Origin of the sequence: Clostridium sp. NSJ-145 (assembly GCF_021044725.1) — a bacterium.
Taxonomy (GTDB): Bacteria; Bacillota; Clostridia; order Clostridiales; family Clostridiaceae; genus Clostridium; species Clostridium disporicum_B.
Genome location: NZ_JAJNOS010000010.1, coordinates 20,716 through 42,610 on the forward strand (window position 1 = coordinate 20,716; position 21,895 = coordinate 42,610).

Genomic DNA, 21,895 nt, shown 5'->3' on the forward strand with positions numbered 1-21,895 from the left:
TCCTTCAATAAAAATTATTTATAGAATTCCACCTGTTATAAAGGTCAGGTCGTACAATCTTAACATAGCTTAAAAATTGATTTTTATAATTAAGCTTATCTAAGCCTTCTAGTATTAATTTTGGGTAAATAGTTTCTTTTTTCATTGCTCGAGCAGTATCTATAATCTTAAGCTCATACTGATCAGTAAGTAATATATGAAATAAGGTAGTGTCTAATCTTGAAAAGCCTACAAAATTCATAGCATCATATAATTCTATTAACTTATTTGATAAATAAGGGGTTAATGAATTTGATAATAGATATTTATCAAGTTCTATACCATCTATATATTCACGGATAATATACTTGTCTCCATATGAATATAAAATTGGAAAGTGATAGTCAACCTGTGACATAAGCATGGTATTTATTTCTTTTAAGCAATGAGACTTTTTCTTAAATATTTTTATACATTTTTCATCATCTATTTTATATACCGAACCTTGAGTTCCGCTACCGATGAATTGAAGCTTATTTATATCTATATTTTTAGGAAATTTCATATTTAACACCTAAAGCATTGATTTATTTATATAGTATATGAAACAAATGTATAAAGGATAAACTGAGAAAAGTTAAATTTATCTATTTTACTATTATTTAAATAAATGGTAAAATAATTTTATTAATTAAAAGGGGGCGATTGATATGTATAGATTTCCAGAAGAATTATATACAGATATCAGAATTGAAACTGTAAAAACTAATAGCATAACCTATGAAAATAATGAGTTGAAGCAGAATAAATTAAAAGTTGAAAAAGGGGCATTTATACGTATATTTGATGGGGAGAGATGGTATTATAGCTCTACTACAAATATTGAAGAAATACAGAAAGAAATTGATGAACTATCAAAACTGGCTAAAAAAAATGAAAATATTTATGATAATCCTGTAGTTAAGAGGATAGAAGTAAATAAATGCAATGATATAAAATATAAAAATAATAATATAATAGAAGTATCTAATGATGAAAAGATTAAACTTTTAGAAAGTTACCTACCTATAAATAATGAATTCCCAGAAATATTAAATTCGAGATTACTTTATAAAGACACTTATACAATAAAAGAAATAATTTCAAGTAAAGGTACAGATGTTACTTTTGATATACAGAATGCATATATAGCAAATAGGTATCAATTATCTATTGATGGTATGACTCAAAATGGTGGAGAAACTATATATGAAGCTGATTTTAATAAACTGTTTAATAAGCAAGATTTATTTAGAGAAGAAATTATTAAAAATTTAGAGTATGCAAAAAATGCTGTGCCTGTAAAAAAAGGAGTTTATACATGTATACTTTCTCCAGTTGTAGCAGGTGTATTTGCTCATGAAAGCTTTGGTCATAAAAGTGAATCAGACTTTATGATAGGTGATGAGAAGATGATGGAAGAATGGAGTATAGGAACTAAGGTTGGTTCAGAAATATTAAATATAATAGATTGTGGAAATATTGAAGGCTCTGGATATGTACCTTATGATGATGAAGGAACTAAGGCAAAGGAAAATTATTTAATAAAAGATGGAATTTTAAATGGAAGACTTCACAGTGCATATACTGCAGGTGCTTTAAATGAGGATGTTACTGGTAATAGCAGAGCTATAAATTTTGAATATGAACCTATAGTAAGAATGACCACAACTTATATCGGAGCTGGTAATTTAACAAAAGAAGAACTTTTTAATGGAGTTAAAGAAGGAATATATATAGATAGTTTTATTCATGGTTCAGGAATGTCTACATTTACTATAGCACCATCAAGAGCTTATATGATTAGAGATGGAAAAATATCAGAACCAGTAAAAGTATCAGTAATAACAGGAAATGTAATGAGTACATTAAATGAAATAGATGGCTTATCTAATGAAGTTGAAATTAAATCATTAGGGACAGGTGGTTGTGGAAAAATGGAACAGTGGCCACTATCTGTAGGATTAGGTGGGCCATATGTACGTGTAAATAAAATAAATGTTGAATAGGGGTAGGTGAGAAAAGTGATTAGAGAAGTTTATATAAATAGAATGAAGGAAATAGCACTTAACGTAACGCAGACAAGAATAGATTCCATAAGAAAAAAGGATATTACAAAGAGTGGGTGTAGAGTATATAAAGATGGATATATAGGGGTAAGCGGAAGCTTAGGAGAGCCAACTGAGGAAACATGGAATGAAGCTATTAAGAATCTTGAAAATAAAGTTCCATATAATTTTGAAGTATGCAAAGATAGAAAGAGAAGAAGAGATTTAAGAGAGTGTAATATGTCTTCAGATGAATTCTTAAAAAAAGCAGAAGAGTTATTAGAAATTATAAGGTCGGAGTTTCCAAACTTTATTTTCAGCAATAAGATTAAGTCTATAGAAACAGAAATTACTTTAAAAAATGATGTAGGATTAGAATATGTTAATTTAGATAAGTATTATCAGACTGAATTAATTATAAAGCATAAAGAATCGGTAAATGTTTTTGATACAGCTGTACAGAGATGTGAAAGACAATTTGATATAGAAGCTATAGTAAAAGATGTTAGAGATTATTTAACTGCTTTTGATAATATAGTTGAAATACCTAAGGAAACAAAGATTCCTGTAATTTCTAATTTTTATGATTTAGGAGAAAAAGTTATTGAAGGTTTAAATGGAAATGACCTTTACAAAGGAACTTCTATTTTCAATAATAAGCTTGGAAAAGAAGTATTTTCAAAAGATTTTACAGTATATGTTGATAGAAGTGAAGAAAATATTGATATACCTTTCTTTGATGCAGAAGGAAGCGTTATTGAAAATGATAGATTTTATTTAATCCAAAATGGAAAAATAAATTTTGGATATACAGATAAGAAAACTTCAGCTGAATATAATATTCCAAATACTGCTGCAGCTAGTGCTAATTATGATGAAGTGCCTTCATTATATGGACAAGGAATGGTAGAATCAAGAATTAAAGTAAAGAGTGGAGATAAAACTTTATCAGAAATATTAAATGGAAAAGAAGCTATATACACTGTAATTATGTCTGGAGGAGACTGTACAAATGAAGGGGATTTTGCATCTCCAGTTCAAATGTCATACTTATTTAAAGATGGGAAAATAGTTGGAAGGTTACCAGAGCTTTCGGTGTACGGAAATATATATGAAATGTTTGGAGAAGATTATTTAGGGCAAACTGCTGATAGATGCTATTTTGGAGAACATGCTATAGTATTAAATATGAATATTAAATAATATATTAAATAAAACAACGCTTACTTAAAGCGTTGTTTTATTATGGTTATTATAAAGCAACAAAGTCAGATGGGAATGGTGCAATTACACTAACTAATATAATATCTTCATTTCCTGTATTTTTTAAACCATGTTGCGCATCTTTTGTTGATAAAAGCATATCTCCTTTAGAAAATGGAACTTCTTTATCTTTTTCAGGATAAACTACTCCTGTTCCTTGAATGCAAATCCATAAGTCATCTGATGTAGTATGCTTATGAGTAGGAATAAATTGATTAGGCTTAACAACCCAAACAGCAGCGGTAGTAGAATCAGAAGTATAAACAACTGTCTTCTTAGCTTCTTTATCATCACCTTGGGCAACTTCACTTAATTTGAATAAACGATTATTCATAAATAATCACTCCTTTAAAACATTATGTAAATAGGTTATGGAGTAATAGTTACTTTATACGTTACTATACTATAATAATATTTTTACATCCACCTTCTTCAGCAATACTTTTTATTGTATTCATATATTCATCAGAAGGAGTAGGATGAAATTTTAAAGATTGTCTTACTCCAAGATTTCTAAACTTTATAAGCTTGTATCTTATATTTGAATCATACTTATTTATAATTTCTGAAACTTTGCGTACAGTTTCTTCATTATTAAATAATTCAGGAACTATAACTGTTCGTACTTCATAAAGCTTTCCTATAGAAGCTAAGAATTCTAAATTTGATAATACATTTGCGTTATCAAAAGATATATATTTATTATGTATAGTATTATCAAAAGCTTTAACATCAAGCATAACGCTATCACAAACTTCTAAAAGTTTAGGCATTTCTTTAAAATCTTTAGAACCATTGCTATCAATAAAGCATGTTAGGCCTAATGATTTTATCTTTGTAAATAAATGAAAAAGAAAATCTTCTTGAAGAGTACATTCTCCACCAGATACTGTTATACCTTGGATAAAAGGTTTATAATTATTTATTTCATTAATTATATCATCAACAGACATCTTAGAGATTTTTGGACTACTACTATTATTACATGTTTTAATACATGAATCGCAATTACAGCATTTTGATTTATCCCAAAAAACTTCACCGTTATTTTTAGTAAGAGCTCCACTAGGGCAAGCTGTGATACATGTACCACAGTTACCACATATATTTATTGTTTCAGGATTATGACAATAGATACAGTTGAAATTACAACCTTGTAGAAATATTGCAGTTCTATTTCCAGGCCCATCAACAGAGCTAAAAGGAATTATCTTATTAACCAATGCAGTCATTATCTTATCATTCTCTCAAGAACTTTACCGTTTTTAACTTGTCCTTGTCCTAAAACAACTGTATCTTGAAGTGTAGCTTCACCTCTATTTAATTTTTCTATTTCACTTTTCTTAACTAAGTATCCAGTGATTCTTATCACATCAGCATCTGAAGAGTAAAGAGAGAAGTATCTCATACCTTCTTTAAATGCACCTTGAATTATGTTTAATATAAATTCAGGATTGTTCATAGAATTAACTTCAAATGGGAATATATCGCCCACTCCTGATGGGAAGTATTTATGGAATCTAGCAGTTTGTTTTAAATGCTTCCATAATTCAGGTTCTTCACCTATTGGAATTCTTGATCCAGGACTTATATTTATATCATCACCTATACCTACTTGAGCATGAAGTAATAGTCTTTCGTTAGTAACTTTGCAGTGTTTACTTTGGAAATTATTTATAAAGTCCTCCATAAAGTCCATTATTCTAACGCCTAAATCATCAGCTTCTTGACAGTGACCAAACTTATCTTCAAGTTTTTCGGCTTTAAGAAGTATATTAACAGCTTCAGCAAGTCCAACAAGTCCAAACATAGAAGTAAATCTATCTTTACTTATGAAGCCTTCTTTTACTAAGAAGTTTGTTTCAAAGAAAGTACTTTCTTCAACTATGTATCTAATTCTTTCATTTATATATTCAGCCATACACTTCATAGCATTAGGTAATTTATCATTGAAGAAATCATCAATATCAGTGGCAGTAGAAGCTAAAGTAGATAATCTCATTCTTACTAAAGTATGTGCTCCCCCTCCAACATGTAGACCGTTATAGCAACTAGCAATTCCGTAAGTGCCTAAATCTTCAGTAAACATCTTATGATTAGCAAAGCTTGGCTTAGCTGTAACTAATGCTGTTTTAATAGCTTCAATTGCTAAGTCATCAGGAGTTTCTTCACTATATTTTAAAGTTAAGTTTGGAATAGCATTTTCTAATTCTCTCTCAACTTCTAATATTATTTTTGCAGCCTTAGTTGGCTTTGGACCTAAGTTACCATGACAGAATGAGTCAGTTATAGTTCTATCTAATTGTGTTAAAAACAATCTAATTGCAAGTTTAGCTTCAACTTCATCCACTATATAACAATTTTTTCGATATCGTTCATATTCTCACCTCTAAAGTCATCTTATGTTCCTATAGATTATAACATGTCTTTAGGTTATTTAATTATAGTAAATATCAGTTAGTATAAGCTATTTTATTATGATGAGTTTTAATGTAAGTTTTAATATTCCAATAAATAATTAATGAAATTATTATAAAAATAGGATATAATGAATAGTAATGAACGCTATATAAATGCTTATGTTAGTGAATTGCATTTATATGGCGTTATTTTTATGTGGAAAATAATTTTTATTAAAAAGGAGAAATAATGTTATTTAAAGATTTAGATATAATTGAGCCAATATTAAGGTCAATAGAAGAGGCTGGATATGAAAAACCAACAGCAATACAAGAAAAATCAATACCAGCTATATTAAAAGGAAGAGATATATTAGGCTGTGCACAAACAGGAACGGGAAAGACAGCAGCGTTTGCTATACCAATATTACAAAGTATAATTAAAGAGAAAAAAACTAATAATGATAGGAATTTAAGGGCCTTAATAGTAGCTCCAACAAGGGAGTTAGCAATACAGATAGGTGAAAATGTTACTACTTATTCAAAGTATTTAGATATTAAGAGTACAGTTATATTTGGTGGAGTAAATCAAAGTTCACAAGTTAGAAAAATAAAATCTGGAATAGATGTTTTAATAGCAACACCAGGAAGACTTATAGATCTATCAAATCAAAGACATGTTGACTTGAAAAATGTTAAATATTTTGTACTTGATGAAGCAGATCGTATGTTAGATATGGGAATGATTCATGATGTAAAGAAAATAATATCGAGGTTACCTAAAGAAAGACAAAACTTATTATTTTCAGCTACTATGCCAAAGGAAGTAATGAAGCTAGTAAATTCTATTTTAAAAAATCCAATTAAAGTAGAAGTTCAGCCTGCATCATCAACAGTAGATATTATTTCGCAAGGTGCATATATGGTATCAAAGAAAAATAAGAAATCATTGCTTGTACATCTGTTAAAAGATGAAAGTATAAAATCAGTTATAGTATTTTCAAGAACAAAGCATGGTGCAAACAAAATAGCAAAGGACCTTAATCATGTAGGAATTGAAGCAGCAGCTATTCATGGTAATAAATCTCAAAATCAAAGACAATTAGCTTTAAATAATTTTAAAGAAGGTAGTTTAAGAGTTTTAGTTGCTACAGATATAGCAGCTAGAGGTATAGATGTAGATGAATTATCACATGTTATAAATTATGATTTACCAGATGTCCCAGAGACATATGTACATAGAATAGGCCGTACAGGAAGAGCTGGGAGAGATGGAGTTGCAATTACTTTATGCGATTCAGAAGAACTAGAAATATTTAGAAGAATTGAAAAAGTTATAGGAAAATCAATACCAGTACTCGAAGAAGAAAAGTTTGAAATAATTAATATAGTACCACCTGTCATAAAACAAGGTACTGATAAACATAAGAGTAATAATAGTAGAAAATCAAGAAGGTATCAAGGAAAAGGCAAAGAACAAAGAAATAGAAACGACAAAATGAGTAATGGAAGTAGAGATAGAAAATATAGTACAAATAATAAACTAAATAAAAAGTAATAAAAAATAGTCGTAATTATTTGCGGCTATTTTTATTAAAATAAAATATATAAAAATTGTTGCATTTTATATGTAGAAATTAAAGAAGGTGTATATTTAGAATGCTAAATATACACCTTCTTTAATTTAAGTGTAGGGATCTCTATAAGATCACCTATGAGGCACACAATTGAGTAATGCAATTTATATTACATTAGAGTGGTTTATGGTCATTTATAATTTTTGACACAAAAATGTAATTCTAATCATAAAAAGTATAATTTATAAAAAATGATGATAATTAGTACATTATAACTATCATCATTTAATAAATGCATGAGTATGAATAATTAATTTGTTGTTTTTATAAAGAATGCTATACCACAAGCGCCAGGACCAGCATGTACACCAACTGTACTACCTATTGCACTTATTGGACAATTTTTAAGATTATATGTCTTATCAATAAAAGTGGCGAATTGATTTAAATTAGATGATGAGCCAGTATATCCAAGAGTATAAGGTCTAGCTTCATCTATTCCACCAGCTTCTTCTATTAAAGCTTTTATTTTTGAGTATGAATTATTAGTTCCTCTAGCTTTAGCAGCCATAGATACTGCACCGTCTTGAACCTTCACTATAGGTTTAAGATTTAATAGAGTACCTGCTAAAGCTGCAGCACTTGAAAGTCTTCCACCTTTTTTTAAGTATTCTAAAGTATCTACTGCAGCGAAAATACGAATATTTTGTTTTTCTCTTTCTAAGATTTCAAAAGTTTCTTCAATTGATTTACCATCATTTCTAAGTGAAATAGCATAATCAACTAGAACTTTTAAACCTAAAGTTACAGTTTGACTATCTACTATATAAATTTTTTCATATTCACAAATATTTTTCGCTATAGTTGCACTTTGATATGTGCCGCTTAAGGAGCTAGATAATGTGATTACAAGTACGGCTTCATCATTTTTTTTCGCTTTTTCAAATATTTTAAAGAAATCCTCAGGCGAAGGTTGGCTTGTCTGAGGTAAAACTTTTGCAGATTCTAATTTATTATAAAATTCCTCAGTACTTATATTAATTCCATCGTGGTATTCACCATCTTCAAAAAGAATACGAAGTGGAACTACTTGTATATTTTTTTCTCTTGCATCTACTTGTGTTATATCGGATGTAGAATCCGTAACTATATTAAAGTTCATAATAAACCTCCAAATTACTTTGATTATCAAATTAATATCATTTTAATTTAAAAATAAAATGATGTCAAGTATTTTGGATATCAAACTAAAATACTAATATTTTTGTTAGTTAAGTAATAGAAATAATAAATTTTAAGTTAAATTACTACTAATAATATAGATATAATTAGTAGTAATTTATTAAGGGAAAATATGTTATTAGAGAGATAACAGATTTATAAGGAGGAGAAAGTATGAAAAAGTTAGATGGGAAAGTAGTTATTATTTATTTTTAAAAGTTTCATTAATATTTAATAAAATATAATTATTAAAAGTGATATAATTATATTTAAAATTATTAATTGGAGAAATTTATATGAGTTTTTTGACATTGGGAATTACAGCATTATCTGCATATGGCTTTTGTTATTATCAAAATAATAAAATACAAATAACAAGATTTAATATAGATTCAAGTAGTAATGATAATATAAAAGTTTTACAGCTTTCTGATTTGCATAGTAAGGAATTCGGAAAAGATAATAAGATATTGAAGGATATAATATTTAATGAAAAACCAGATATAGTAGTCGCTACTGGTGATTTAATAGATTCTAACATGAAAAGAATTGATAAAATAATTAGTTTTTTAGCTGAAGTAAATAATAATATTCCGGTATTCTATATTCCTGGAAATAATGAAATGAGATGTAAGAGAATTAATGAAATATTACATAAGTTAAGAGCTAATAATGTTGTAGTATTAGATAATGAAATAAAGACGATAAAGATAAAATCCACTGTTATTAATATCTTAGGTTTAGTAGAAAATAGGATAGATAGTGGAGAATTATTTTATGAAAAAGTTAAGAGTAAATATGAGGGAGAAAAATCAGAGCTCTTACTAAAGAAGTTAGAAAATATGAATGGGTTAAAATTTGTATTATCCCATTATCCAGAAAATTATGATGCAAATGAAGATACATTATATAGTAGACACAACTTTGATATTATGTTTTCAGGTCATGCACATGGTGGTCAATTTATACTACCTTTTGTAGGAGGATTATTTGCTCCAGGGCAAGGAATACTACCAAAATATTACTCAGGGATGTATGGAGAAAATAATAAATTAATTGTAAGTAGGGGATTAGGGAATAGTGGTTTTCCATTAAGATTATTTAATAGACCTAATATAGTTGTTGTAGATATCCTAAGAAAATAATATTTGATTATTTTCTTAGGATTTTTATTATAAATATTATTTGTTTTTCATAATGATAATAGATAGGCATAAGTATTATAAGATATGCGTAGATTTACTTAAACTGTAAATGATGTTATTATTTATTTAGTATTAATTAGATGAGGTGAATAAATGGGAGCTGCTGTTTATAAATGTCCTAATTGTGGTGCACATGTAACATTTGATGCGCAGTCACAGAAAGGTAAATGTGATTATTGCCTAAGCACATTTTCAATTCAAGAGTTAGAAGATTATCTTAAAAAAGAAGATGATAGAAGTGATGAATATAGTGAAGAACAGATATCAGATGAATTACGTGATGAAATAAATAATAATACAAGAGTATATAAGTGTCCAAGGTGTGGGGCAGAAGTGGTTGCGGATAAATCCACAGCAGCAACATTTTGCTATTACTGTCATGGACCAGTTATATTAACAGATAAATTATTAGGAGATTTCAAGCCTTCAAAAGTTATTCCCTTTAAGATTGATAAGAGAAAAGCAGAAGAAATTTTATTGAACTGGTCAAAGAAAAAATGGTTTATACCTAAGGAGTTTACATCAGCAAAGCAGCTTGAAAAAATAACTGGTATATATATACCATACTGGCTTTTTGACTGTGATGTAGATGGAAGCATGATGGCCATAGGTAAAAAAATAATGACTTGGAGACAGGGAGATTATGAATATACAAAAACTGATACTTACGAAGTATATAGAGAAGCTAAATTAAAATTTGATAATGTTCCTCATAACGCATCTTCAAAGGCAGATGATAAAGTTATGACAGCTATTGAACCTTTTGATTATAATGAGATAAAGGATTTTTCTATGGCATATCTTCCAGGATTTTTAGCAGATAAATATGATAGAACTAAGGAGGATGTACTGCCTAGTATAAAGAGTACTATTAATAATTCTGTAAATAATATTTTAAGAAATTCTATTAATGGATATAGCATAGTAAGTGAAAGAAGTTTTAATAGTAAGTACAGAAATGCTAAATTTAAATACGCATTATTTCCTGTATGGATGTTAACTTATCAATTTAATAATAAAAATTATATATTTGCAATTAATGGACAAAGCGGAGAAGTATATGGAGCTCTCCCAGTATCTAAAGGGCGTATAGGTATATTATTTACTATATTATTTGTGATTTCATTTATAGTAGCACTTATAGGAGGTATGCTTATATGAAAAAGATAATAAGTAGAGTTTTAGTAATTGCATTGATGATGATTTTATGTATTTCATTAAGTAGTAATATAAGTGCTGACCTTAAGAGAGTAGTGGATAAAGCAACTTTATTTTCTGATGAAGAAATAAATAGCTTAGAAAGTTCTATTAATAAGATATCACATAAATATAATATGGATATAGTTATAGTAACAATTAATGATAATCAAGGTAAAAGCTCTAAGGAGTATGCAGATGATTTTTTTGACTATGAAGGCTACGGACTTGGTGATAAGAATAGTGGTATACTTATGCTTATTAATATGGATGACCGTGAAGTATATATTTCTACGTCAGGAAATGGTGAGAGATATTTTACAGATAGTAGAGTAGATAATATTTTAGACGATGTATATTCATATTTAAGTGATGGTAATTACTCTAAAGGTGCAGAAGTATTTTTAAAGGATACAAGCTATTATTTAGAAAAGGGGATACCATCAAATCAATATACAGTTGATGAAAATGGTGATATTATACTATCTACTGAAGCAAAAATAAAAAGAGTTCTGATTGCATTATTAATAGCGTTAGTAATAAGCTCAGTTATATGTGGAATTGTAGTTATGCAGTATAGAAAGCCAGCAGCATTACCAGAGGAAAACTACCTAGATAGAAATTCGATTAATTTTACTAGAAGAAGTGATAGATTTATAACGACAAATACTACCAGAAGAAAGATTCCTAAGAATAATGGTAATTCAGGCGGTAGTGGAGGAAGAACAACAACTCATACATCAAGTAGTGGAAATTCTCATGGTGGTGGAGGAAGAAAATTCTAAATAATTAAGAATTGTGAATTATTAATTATGGGGATGTCTCTAAAATGATTTTAAAAATAATTTTAGAGACATCTCATTTTTTCTTTTTAGAGTAAAACAAGTAAAAATTTTAGAAATATTTTTTTAATATTGTATTAATTAATAAAAATAAATATTTATATTAATAGAAAATAGGTATATATTACTTGTTGTATTGGAAAAAATTATATATTATATGTTAAATTTAAGGAGAAAAATATGATTAAGTTAATTGTTGATAGTATTTGCGATTTGCCAGAAGAAATGTATGATAAATATGACATAGATATATTACCACTTAGAGTAATGATTAATGATAAAGAGTATTTAGATAGAGTAACTATAACGATAGACCAGGTTTATGAAGAAATGAGAAATGGTATTTTACCTAAAACATCTCAAGTATCGCCGGCAGCAATTTATGAAACATTTGATAGACATTGTGAGGAAGGTAATGATTTTATATATTTAGCGTTTTCATCTGTTTTATCTGGAACTTGTGATTTAGCAAAAAATATTTCAAAAGAATTTAAGGAAAGATATCCAGAAAGAAAAATAGAAGTTATAGATACAAAGGCTGGGGCCATAGGTATAGGAGTAATAGCTATGCAGGTAATAAAGCTTATTGAAAATAAAGAAAGCTTTGAGAATATTATCAACTATATTTATGAAATGACTAATCATATCGAGCATGTATTTATATTAGAAGATTTAAATTGGCTTATGAAAGGTGGCAGAATTAACAAGGTTCAGGCTGCTCTAGGGACAATGCTTGATTTAAAACCTATGTTAGATGTAAACAATGGTTATCTGGAAGTTATTAAAAAGGTTAGAGGGAAGAAAAAATCTATAAATACTCTTTTAGATATAGTTGAAGAAAGAATAGATGGGTTTACTGACCAAGTTATTGGAATAGGGCATGCTGATGATGAAGAGGCTGCAGAAGCGGTTGTTAAAGCTATAAAAGAAAGATTTGGAGAAGATACTAAATGTGTAATTACTAAAATAGGTTGTGTATTAGGAACTCACTTGGGAATAGGTGGAGTAGGAGTGATTTTCTTTAACAAAAAATTTGACTTTTATAATCAATGGTAAAAAATTATAAACAAAAACAGTATTAGCTTATTAAATAGTTAATACTGTTTTTATTTATAAATTTATTTGCTACAAAATGAGATGTGATAAATATAGGAAATTAATGGAACATAATTTATAGTTAGGAATAATATGTAGTATAAAAAATTTGGCTAAAGGAATCTAAAATAGTGAAAGTAAAAATATTTAATGGGAAAAATTTTAGAGAATTAGAAGATAGAATAAATAATTTTATTAAAGATAAGCGTGTTATTAGTATAAATTCTGAAACGACTTTTTGTGAGACGCGTGGATTAATATGGAGCGTGTTAATAGTTATTATTCTATATGAAGAAATTGATCATTGTGGATATTTAGATGCTAAATCATTAATTAATTTTGAAAAATATAAACTATAGTAAAAAAGGGAGTGACTAAAGATGAAAGTTGTTATACTTGCAGGTGGAAAGGGAATTAGAATGAGTCAATTAACAGTGGATACCCCTAAACCTCTATGTGAGGTTGGGGGTATGCCAATATTGTGGCATATAATGAAAATGTATCAGTATTATAAATTTAATGATTTCATTTTGTTATTAGGATATAAAGGGGAAAAAATAAAGGAATATTTTATGGATTACTACTGGAAAACTAATAGTTTTAAGTTAGATATGAATAGTGGAGATATAAAAGTGTATTCAGATCCTGAAGACTTTAAGATAACTTTCGTTGATACAGGTATTGATACAATGACTGGAGGAAGAATAAAAAGAGCTAAAGAATATATTGGAAACGAAACATTCATGTTAACTTATGGAGATGGCTTAGCTGATATAGATATAGAGGAATTATTAAAATTTCATAAGAAGCAAGGAAGGATAGCAACTGTAACTGGAATATATAAAAAGAGTCAATATGGCATTTTAACAGTAGGAGATGGAGTAGCTAAATCATTTGAGGAAAAGAAAAATACAGAAGAAATAATAAATGGTGGATTTTTTGTATTCGAACCAGAAATATTTAATTATTTAGAAAATGATTCAACATGTGTTTTAGAGCAAAGTCCATTGAAAAAGTTAGTTGCAGATAATCAGTTAGCAGTTTATATGCATAATGGTTTTTGGACTGCAATGGACACTTTAAGTGATATTAATAATGTAAATATAATGTGGAATGAGGGAAGGAGATTGTGGAAAATATGGTAGGTACAAATGATAAGTTTTGGAAAGATAAAAATATTTTTATAACTGGTGGAACAGGATTTTTAGGTAGCTATTTAACTAAGGCTCTTGTTGATTATGGTGCTAATGTAACCTTATTGGTAAGAGATGATATACCAAAATCTAATCTTTATAGTGGTGATGAATATAAATCCATAAATGTAGTACGAGGAAGTTTAGAAGATTATTATTTAATAGAAAGAATATTAGGAGAATATGAGATAGATACAGTTTTTCATTTAGCAGCTCAAGCAATTGTAGGCGTTGCAAATAGGAATCCATTAGGAACATTTATTTCTAATATTCAAGGAACATGGAATATACTTGAAGCATCCAGGAGAAGTCCATTAATTAGAAGAGTGGTAGTGGCATCTAGCGACAAAGCTTATGGAGATCAAGAGAAGCTTCCATATGATGAAAGTATGCCTTTACAAGGAAAACATCCTTACGATGTTTCAAAGAGTTGTGCAGATTTAATTGCTCAAAGTTATTATGAAACCTATAAGCTACCAGTTTGTATAACTAGATGTGGAAATTTATATGGTGGAGGAGATTTAAATTTTAATAGAATTATTCCCCAAAGTATTAAATCAATATTAAAAGGAGAAGCACCAATAATTAGAAGTGACGGTACCTTTATCAGAGATTATTTTTATGTTGAAGATGCAGTAGAAGCATATATTACTTTAGCAGAAAAAATTGAGGAGCAAAATTTAGGAGGACAAGCATTTAATTTTAGTAATGAAATTCAATTAACAGTTTTAGAATTAGTAGACAAAATATTAAATATTATGGGTAGTGAATTAAAACCTATAATATTAAATATAGGAAGTAATGAAATAAAACATCAATATTTATCTGCAAAGAAAGCTAGAGATATATTAGGATGGAATCCAAAGTATACAATAGAGGATGGATTAGCAAAAACAGTAAAGTGGTATAAAGAGTTTTTAGGAGATAAATAGGTATGAAAAAGAGTGTTTTTTGTGCTGTTGTTTCTAAGACAAGGTTAATTCAAGGTATTGCTTGCTTTTTATCTTTATATGAAACACTGGATGATTTCGTAATATATGTTCTTTGTGTAGATAATAAATGTTATGAATTCTTAAAGAAAGTTAATTTTGATAGACTAAGATTATTTACAATATCTCAACTAAATAGAGCTGATTTAATAGATTTAGAGGATAAGAGATTATTGAATCAATATTGTTGGACATTAAAACCAGGGTTTATAAGATATATTTTTGAGATGGATAACTCTATAGAAAGGGTGACTTATATAGATTCAGACCTATTCTTTTTACAAGACGTTAGAATAATTTTTGAGAATCAGCCTGAGGCATCTGTATTACTATCAAGTGGAGAAATATTTTTGCCTATGTATTCTAAGGAATTTAATCAATATATGCAGTATCTTACTGGTAAGTATAACTCAGGATTTATTAGTTTTAAAAACGATATAAATGGCATAGAGTGTGTAAAGTGGTGGGATAAGAAGTGTATTGAAAGTTGCACGGCAAATCCGGAAGATAATAAGTTTGGGGACCAGAAATATCTTGAGGATATGCCATTCCTATTTAAAGATGTTGAAGAGATTACAACACCAGGTATAAATATTGGACATTGGAATTATCCGAAATATAGATTTAGTGTTAAAGATAACAATATAATGGTAAATAATGATAAATTGATTTTCTATCACTTTAGTGGTTTTAGAATAGTTAATAAGAATGATATAAGACAAATTCACGAAGAAGATAGAATAAATCAACCTTTTATATATGAAATATATAGAAAGCTATTAACTAATCTTATTGATGAAGTTGAAAAGATTGATCCAACATTTATAGAGTATAAAACAGTAGCTGAAGTTGAAGATAATTAACTAATAAGGTATAAGGAGATAGATTTTATGAGAGTGAGCGTCATAATTCCATCTTACAACTCGAGAGAAAGGTTATATTATAATTTAATAACTTTAAATAATCAAGATTGTGACTATGATACTTTTGAAGTAGTTGTAGTTGATAACGGATCTAATGATAACACAATAGAGATGTTAAAGGAGTTTGAATCTAAATATCCTCTTAAGTTTGTAAGAGTAAAGGAGAATAAAGGAATTGCACATGGTAGAAATGAAGGGGTAAAAAGAGCAGAAGGAGATATATTAATATTTCACGATAGTGATATGTTAGCACCTATAGATTTCATAACCAGACATTTAAAGCACCATGAAGAAGGAAATATAGTTGTATGTGGTGTTCCATGGAAGCGAATAAATACTTTTTATTATAAAGAATTAGAGAAAGCTGGTTTGAATTATAAAGATGATATATTACCTATATATGGAATGGATATAGATGATATTAAGATGGACAAGCAACCATTAATAAGTAGTGAATCTATAGTAGATAGAAGTTATTTAAATTATATTTATAATTTAGATACAGATTTTATGAAAATTTTAAAAGGTATATTAGATAGATACGGAGATAATTTTAGAGACTATGCTTTACCATGGAGATTTTTCATAACTAATAACGTTTCTGTAGAAAGAAGTAGAGTTATACAGGTTGGTATGTTTGATGAAAGTATAGTTGGTTATGGGTATGAAGATTATGATTTAGGTATACGACTATATAAATCTGGAAGTAAATTTGTATTTGATAAAGATATTTTAAATGTTCATCAGGAACATCCAAGTAATATAAGAATAAGCGAAGCTCATGATAATGTGAATTATATATGTAGTAAATATAATAATGTATATTTCTTAGATGTAATATTAGTTTGTGTATCATATGTAACCTCTATTGATGGAAGTACTATTAACGAATTAGTAATTGATATAAATAATATGCTTCCAGTTACTTCGTTTAGGAGATTATTAGAGATATTTTTAGAACTAATTCAAACTTGCAGAAAACGCTTCTTTGTAGAAGGAGTTAAAGATAGATATAGTATTATGCCTAATATTTATATAAACCTAGAAGAATTAATAATGGAATTAAAATATTTAAGAGATAAGTTTGGAATTAAATATTTTACAGAAGCAATGCTAGCATTAATAAGAGATATATACAGGATTTAGTATGGTTTGTAAATAGTTAATAGAAAGGAGGAAAAGACATTGGAGAAATATCATTTCAGTATGATCTTATCAGAGCAACATTTATTCAAAGCTATACCTATGTATATTTCTTTACGTCAGTATTGCAAAAGTTTTAAGTTATTCATTTTATGTATGAATGAGTCGGTATATGCAATATTAAAAAAGATAGGTTTTAAAGATATTATATTAATTCCAATAAAGTATTTAGAAGATAATAATTTTGAATTATTAAAAGCTAAATCAAATAGATCTTTTCATGAATATTGTTGGACATTAAAACCTATATTTTTATATTATATTATGAATCAGTATGATAAAGCTAAATACTATGCACATGTTGATGCGGATTTATTCTTCTTTTCAAATATAGATAATGTATTCGATGAAAATCCTAATGCTTCAATTTTCTTAACTCATCATAGAAATTCAGAAGAATTTAAACATTATTATGAATTAAGTGGAATATATAATACAGGATTTGTAGGATTTAGAAATAATAATGAAGCAAGGGTAGCAGTAAGATTATGGGGAGACAGATGTTTAAAGAAGTGTACTATGGAGTATGATACGGTTGATAAAACCTTTGGTGATCAACGGTATGTTGAAGATTGGGTAGATATATTTAAAAATGTACATGTAGTCAATTCTATTGGAGCTAATGTTGCATTTTGGAATATAAAAAATTATAAAGTTTCAAAGAGATATAATAATGTTTATATAAATGAAACACCATTAATATTTTATCACTTCTCAAGTGTAGTAATATTAGGACCTAGAGAATTCGATTTATGTTCATTTTATCATATAGATGACGAGAATATATTGGTATATATATATGACCCATATGTAAGATTATTATCAAATGGAATAGAGGGTATGAAGAAAGAATTTCCATGGTTTAATATAGGATTTGTTGATAGGAGAAATATCATTAATCTTCATAATTATAAGATATAGATAAAGGAGCTATTTTATAATAGCTCCTTTAATACATATTTAATTACATTGATTTATGGAATGTTCTGTTTATAACATCTAATTGTTGTTCTCTAGTTAATTTGATGAAGTTAACAGCGTATCCAGATACTCTGATTGTTAATTGTGGGTATTCTTCTGGGTGCTCCATAGCATCTAATAGAGTTTCTCTATCAAATACATTTACGTTTAAGTGTTGAGCTCCTTGAGAGAAGTATCCATCCATCATAGCACCTAAGTTAGTGATTCTACCTTCAGCAGTCTTTCCTAAAGCATCAGGAATGATTGAGAATGTATTAGAAACACCGTCTTGAGAATGTTCATATGGAATCTTAGCAACAGAGTTTAATGATGCTAAAGAACCACTGTTATCTCTTCCGTGCATTGGGTTAGCTCCTGGTGCAAATGGTTCTCCTGCTTTTCTTCCACATGGAGTTGTACCAGTCTTCTTACCGTAAACAACGTTTGATGTAATTGTTAATACTGATTGAGTATGTGTAGCATTTCTGTAAGTTTTGTTTTGTCTGATTTTGTTCATCATAGACTCAACTAACCATGCAGCAATTTCATCAACTCTATCATCATCATTTCCGTATTTAGGGAAGTCACCTTCAACTTCGAAGTCTACAGCTATTCCTTCTTCATTTCTTATTGGCTTAACTTTAGCGTATTTTATAGCAGATAATGAGTCAGCACAAACTGAAAGTCCAGCTATACCACAAGCCATTGTTCTGAATACATCTCTATCATGTAAAGCCATTTGTAATTTTTCATATGAATATTTATCATGCATGTAGTGAATAACATTTAAAGTATTAACATAAAGGTTAGCTAACCAATCTGTCATTGTTTCAAATCTATCCATTACTTCATTGTAATCTAAGTATTCATCAGTTAGTGGAATAGTCTTTGGTCCAACTTGAACACCAGACTTTTCATCTCTACCACCGTTTATAGCGTAAAGTAAAGTCTTAGCTAAGTTAACTCTAGCACCGAAGAATTGCATTTGCTTACCAACTCTCATTGCAGATACACAACAAGCGATAGCATAGTCATCTCCCCAGTATGGAGCCATTAAGTCATCATTTTCGTATTGAACTGATGATGTATCAATAGATACCTTAGAACAGAAATCTTTGAATCCTTGAGGTAATCTAGTTGACCATAAAACTGTTAAGTTTGGTTCTGGTGATGGCCCTAAAGTGTAAAGTGTGTTAAGTACTCTGAATGAGTTCTTAGTAACTAAAGTTCTTCCATCTAATCCCATACCACCGATTGATTCAGTAACCCAAGTTGGATCTCCTGAGAATAAATCGTTGTATTCTGGAGTTCTTAAGAACTTAACTAATCTTAACTTCATTACGAAGTGGTCCATTAATTCTTGAGCTTCTTCTTCAGTGATAACACCGTTTCTTAAGTCTCTTTCTATATATATATCTAAGAATGTAGAAGTTCTACCAAGTGACATAGCAGCACCATTTTGGTCTTTTATAGCACCTAAGAATCCAAAGTATAACCATTGGATAGCTTCTTTAGCATTTGTAGCTGGAGCTGATATATCAAATCCGTAAGTTGCAGCTAATCCTTTTAATTCTTTTAAAGCAGCTATTTGGTCAGATAATTCTTCTCTTAATCTGATAACTTCTTCATCTATAGTCTTAACTTCTAAGCTTAATTTTTGTTGTTCTTTATCTTGTATTAATCTGTCTACACCGTATAGAGCAACTCTTCTATAGTCACCTATGATTCTTCCTCTTCCGTAAGCATCTGGAAGACCAGTGATAACACCTGATTTTCTAGCTAATCTCATTTCTGTAGTATAAGCATCGAAAACACCTTGGTTATGAGTTTTTCTATATTTGCTAAATATTTCAGATATTCTTGGGCTAACTTCATATCCGTATGCTTTAGCAGCACTTTCAGCCATTCTTATACCACCATAAGGCATAACAGCTCTTTTTAATGGAGCGTCAGTTTGAACACCAACTATTTTTTCGAAAGCTTGATCTATATAACCAGCTTTATATTCATTTATTCCTGATATAGTTTCAGTATCTAAATCTAAAACTCCACCATTTTCTCTTTCTTTTTTGAAAAGTTCACTAACTTCTGCCCAAAGTTTTTTAGTGGCTTCAGTTGCACCAGCTAAGAAACTGTCATCTCCTTCGTAAGCAGTGTAGTTAGTTTGGATAAAGTTTCTTACGTCAACGCTTTTTTGCCATTGGCCTTTATTAAAGCCTGTCCATTCTTGTCTCATTGCTTATACCTCCGATTTTTCTATATATAAATTTAGTTTGTTAAAACGATGTCAATAATAATTCTTAATTAATAGTAAATTCATATATGATTCTATCATCAAATAAAGAATGTTTCAATAGGAAATTAAATTATAAATATATTTACAATATCGGAAATATTCTGAATATTCAGCTTTATGTTAAAAATATAACAATATTTTCTAAAGTACATTTATGCTGTAAGTAAAATTTGAGGAATTTAAAATTAAATATATTAGTAGTATTTTTTGAGCATTTTAATCATTACAATATAGAATTTATTCTAGTATTATGATATTAAGCAAAAATATTTTAAGGAGTAGGTGAAGATAATGAAAATAGAAAACAAAATATTAAAATTATCCGTTTTAGGTGCATTATTCTTTGCACTATTTGGTATTGCATGGGGATGAGCGATAGATTCTGAAATGATTATATTCGATGGATTATATTCATTTATCAGTTTGTTATTATCTATGTTATCCTTATTTATAAGTAATTTTATGTCTAAAAATGATGTAGAGAAGTTTCCTTTTGGAAAACATATTTTAGAACCATTAGTTATTTCAATTAAATCTTTAGTTATACTTATAATGTGTTTATATACTCTTATAGATGCAGTAAAGATAATGTTTAATGGAGGCAACAACATAGAATTTGGACTAGCTATAGTTTATTCCATTATTTCGGTTGTTGGTTGTGGCATAATCACTTTATATATGAAGAAGAAAGAGAAAAAGTTATCTTCTGAATTAATAAAAGCTGAGAGTAATCAATGGTTTATGGATACAGCTTTAAGTGCAGCAGTATTAATTGGGTTTTTAGTTGCAATAGTTTTATCTAAAACTACCTTAAGTTTCTTAAATCCATATATAGATCCAACTATGACTTTAATAGTATCAATAATTTTCTTAAGATTACCTATAAAGACTTTTATAGAAAGTTTTAAAGAGATTATATCTGTTAAGGCTGATGATGAAATTAATGATGATATATATGTACTAGTAAAAGAAATTGAGGAAGAGTATAAATTTGAAGAATCAATTGCTAGAGTTTCTAAAATAGGTAGAGAACTTAGAATAGAAATAGATTTTGTCTATAATCAAAATAGTAAGTTAAAGACCTTAGACCAAATGGACAGTGTAAGAGAAGAAATAAATGATGCTATAAAGCATATAAAATATAATAAATGGTTAAATGTCTCATTTACCGGAAATAAAAAATGGATAGTTTAAAAAAGTCAGCGAGAGCTGGCTTTTTTGTATGTGTAAAAAATAGTTAAGTAGTATAAAAAAATTAGGGAACTTTTTTACAAATAAATAGTCTAATAAGTGAAGCTCCAAATTTTAACTTTGATAGTTGAAATTATAAATTTGATGATAGGAGTAGACATTTGGTATAAATGAAAATAAATTGTAACCAAATTGTAATAAAATTTTAAGGTTATTTAAATGGTATATAATAACAAATAGTGATATTATAAGATAAAAAGTAAAAAATATAATAT

At 28.3% G+C, this 21,895-nt stretch carries 19 protein-coding genes and 1 pseudogene; 14 read left to right on the forward strand and 6 right to left on the reverse strand.

Annotation, left to right across the window (positions count from 1 at the left end; all coding sequences use genetic code 11):
* Positions 1–4: 4 nt before the first annotated feature.
* Positions 5–544 carry a hypothetical protein gene (locus LQE93_RS10055; RefSeq protein ID WP_231073415.1) on the reverse strand — a complete coding sequence of 180 codons (540 nt, stop codon included), beginning with the start codon at positions 542–544 and terminating at the stop codon, positions 5–7.
* Positions 545–689: 145 nt separating this feature from the next.
* On the opposite strand from LQE93_RS10055, the gene LQE93_RS10060 reads away from it, so the two are divergent.
* Together LQE93_RS10060 and LQE93_RS10065 are read left to right on the forward strand one after the other, a co-directional pair.
* Positions 690–2,027: a TldD/PmbA family protein gene (locus tag LQE93_RS10060; protein WP_231073418.1), complete on the forward strand. Its 1,338-nt coding sequence runs from the start codon at positions 690–692 to the stop codon at positions 2,025–2,027.
* Between the two features lie 15 nt (positions 2,028–2,042).
* The gene (locus LQE93_RS10065; protein WP_231073420.1) at positions 2,043–3,269 is read left to right on the forward strand and encodes a metallopeptidase TldD-related protein; all 1,227 of its coding nucleotides are present in this window, start codon (positions 2,043–2,045) and stop codon (positions 3,267–3,269) included.
* A 49-nt stretch (positions 3,270–3,318) separates the two neighbouring features.
* Here LQE93_RS10065 and LQE93_RS10070 read toward each other — a convergent pair whose 3' ends face one another.
* The 3 genes and pseudogenes from LQE93_RS10070 to LQE93_RS10080 form a co-directional block, all read right to left on the reverse strand.
* Entirely contained in the window at positions 3,319–3,663 is a 345-nt protein-coding gene (locus LQE93_RS10070) for a cupin domain-containing protein (RefSeq protein ID WP_055266377.1), read from the reverse strand.
* 64 nt (positions 3,664–3,727) lie between these two features.
* Complete coding sequence (locus LQE93_RS10075) at positions 3,728–4,564, reverse strand: YjjW family glycine radical enzyme activase (protein WP_231073552.1); 837 nt, start codon at positions 4,562–4,564, stop codon at positions 3,728–3,730.
* Positions 4,561–5,685: pseudogene (locus LQE93_RS10080) on the reverse strand (YjjI family glycine radical enzyme); the annotation flags it as partial. The gene LQE93_RS10075 and the pseudogene LQE93_RS10080, both read right to left, overlap by 4 nt.
* Positions 5,686–5,978: 293 nt before the next feature.
* Between LQE93_RS10080 and LQE93_RS10085 the strand changes: the two are divergent.
* Entirely contained in the window at positions 5,979–7,286 is a 1,308-nt protein-coding gene (locus LQE93_RS10085; protein ID WP_231073427.1) for a DEAD/DEAH box helicase, read from the forward strand.
* A gap of 329 nt (positions 7,287–7,615) precedes the next feature.
* Here the strand turns inward: LQE93_RS10085 and LQE93_RS10090 are convergent, their stop codons facing one another.
* The gene (locus LQE93_RS10090; protein WP_231073428.1) at positions 7,616–8,467 is read right to left on the reverse strand and encodes a DegV family protein; all 852 of its coding nucleotides are present in this window, start codon (positions 8,465–8,467) and stop codon (positions 7,616–7,618) included.
* 355 nt (positions 8,468–8,822) lie between these two features.
* Between LQE93_RS10090 and LQE93_RS10095 the strand changes: the two genes are divergently transcribed.
* The 10 genes from LQE93_RS10095 to LQE93_RS10140 all read left to right on the forward strand — a co-directional run bounded on the left by LQE93_RS10095 (position 8,823) and on the right by LQE93_RS10140 (position 18,094).
* A complete protein-coding gene (locus tag LQE93_RS10095) occupies positions 8,823–9,671 on the forward strand; it encodes a metallophosphoesterase (protein ID WP_231073433.1) in 849 nt (282 codons plus the stop codon).
* A 153-nt stretch (positions 9,672–9,824) separates the two neighbouring features.
* A complete protein-coding gene (locus LQE93_RS10100) occupies positions 9,825–10,892 on the forward strand; it encodes a hypothetical protein (RefSeq protein WP_231073434.1) in 1,068 nt (355 codons plus the stop codon).
* Positions 10,889–11,713, forward strand: coding sequence for a TPM domain-containing protein (locus LQE93_RS10105; RefSeq protein WP_231073436.1), 825 nt, complete (start codon positions 10,889–10,891; stop codon positions 11,711–11,713). Before LQE93_RS10100 ends, LQE93_RS10105 begins: the two co-directional genes overlap by 4 nt.
* A 237-nt stretch (positions 11,714–11,950) precedes the next feature.
* Positions 11,951–12,826: a DegV family protein gene (locus LQE93_RS10110; protein ID WP_207731851.1), complete on the forward strand. Its 876-nt coding sequence runs from the start codon at positions 11,951–11,953 to the stop codon at positions 12,824–12,826.
* A gap of 170 nt (positions 12,827–12,996) precedes the next feature.
* Entirely contained in the window at positions 12,997–13,224 is a 228-nt protein-coding gene (locus LQE93_RS10115; RefSeq protein WP_055266391.1) for a hypothetical protein, read from the forward strand.
* A gap of 21 nt (positions 13,225–13,245) precedes the next feature.
* A complete protein-coding gene (locus LQE93_RS10120; protein WP_055266393.1) occupies positions 13,246–14,010 on the forward strand; it encodes a glucose-1-phosphate cytidylyltransferase in 765 nt (254 codons plus the stop codon).
* The gene (locus tag LQE93_RS10125) at positions 14,004–14,990 is read left to right on the forward strand and encodes a GDP-mannose 4,6-dehydratase (protein ID WP_055266395.1); all 987 of its coding nucleotides are present in this window, start codon (positions 14,004–14,006) and stop codon (positions 14,988–14,990) included. The genes LQE93_RS10120 and LQE93_RS10125 overlap by 7 nt, the downstream gene beginning before the upstream one ends.
* Before the next feature lie 2 nt (positions 14,991–14,992).
* Positions 14,993–15,910, forward strand: a complete 918-nt coding sequence (locus LQE93_RS10130; RefSeq protein ID WP_055266397.1) for a putative nucleotide-diphospho-sugar transferase — start codon at positions 14,993–14,995, stop codon at positions 15,908–15,910.
* Positions 15,911–15,937: 27 nt separating this feature from the next.
* A complete protein-coding gene (locus LQE93_RS10135) occupies positions 15,938–17,116 on the forward strand; it encodes a glycosyltransferase family 2 protein (protein ID WP_055266399.1) in 1,179 nt (392 codons plus the stop codon).
* A 39-nt stretch (positions 17,117–17,155) separates the two neighbouring features.
* Positions 17,156–18,094 carry a hypothetical protein gene (locus LQE93_RS10140; protein ID WP_231073458.1) on the forward strand — a complete coding sequence of 313 codons (939 nt, stop codon included), beginning with the start codon at positions 17,156–17,158 and terminating at the stop codon, positions 18,092–18,094.
* A gap of 43 nt (positions 18,095–18,137) precedes the next feature.
* Here LQE93_RS10140 and pflB read toward each other — a convergent pair whose 3' ends face one another.
* Entirely contained in the window at positions 18,138–20,369 is a 2,232-nt protein-coding gene (gene pflB / locus LQE93_RS10145; protein ID WP_055266403.1) for a formate C-acetyltransferase, read from the reverse strand.
* A gap of 447 nt (positions 20,370–20,816) precedes the next feature.
* On the opposite strand from pflB, the gene LQE93_RS10150 reads away from it, so the two are divergent.
* On the forward strand, positions 20,817–21,623 hold the full coding sequence (locus LQE93_RS10150) for a cation transporter (protein WP_055266405.1): 807 nt from the start codon (positions 20,817–20,819) through the stop codon (positions 21,621–21,623).
* Positions 21,624–21,895: the final 272 nt, after the last annotated feature.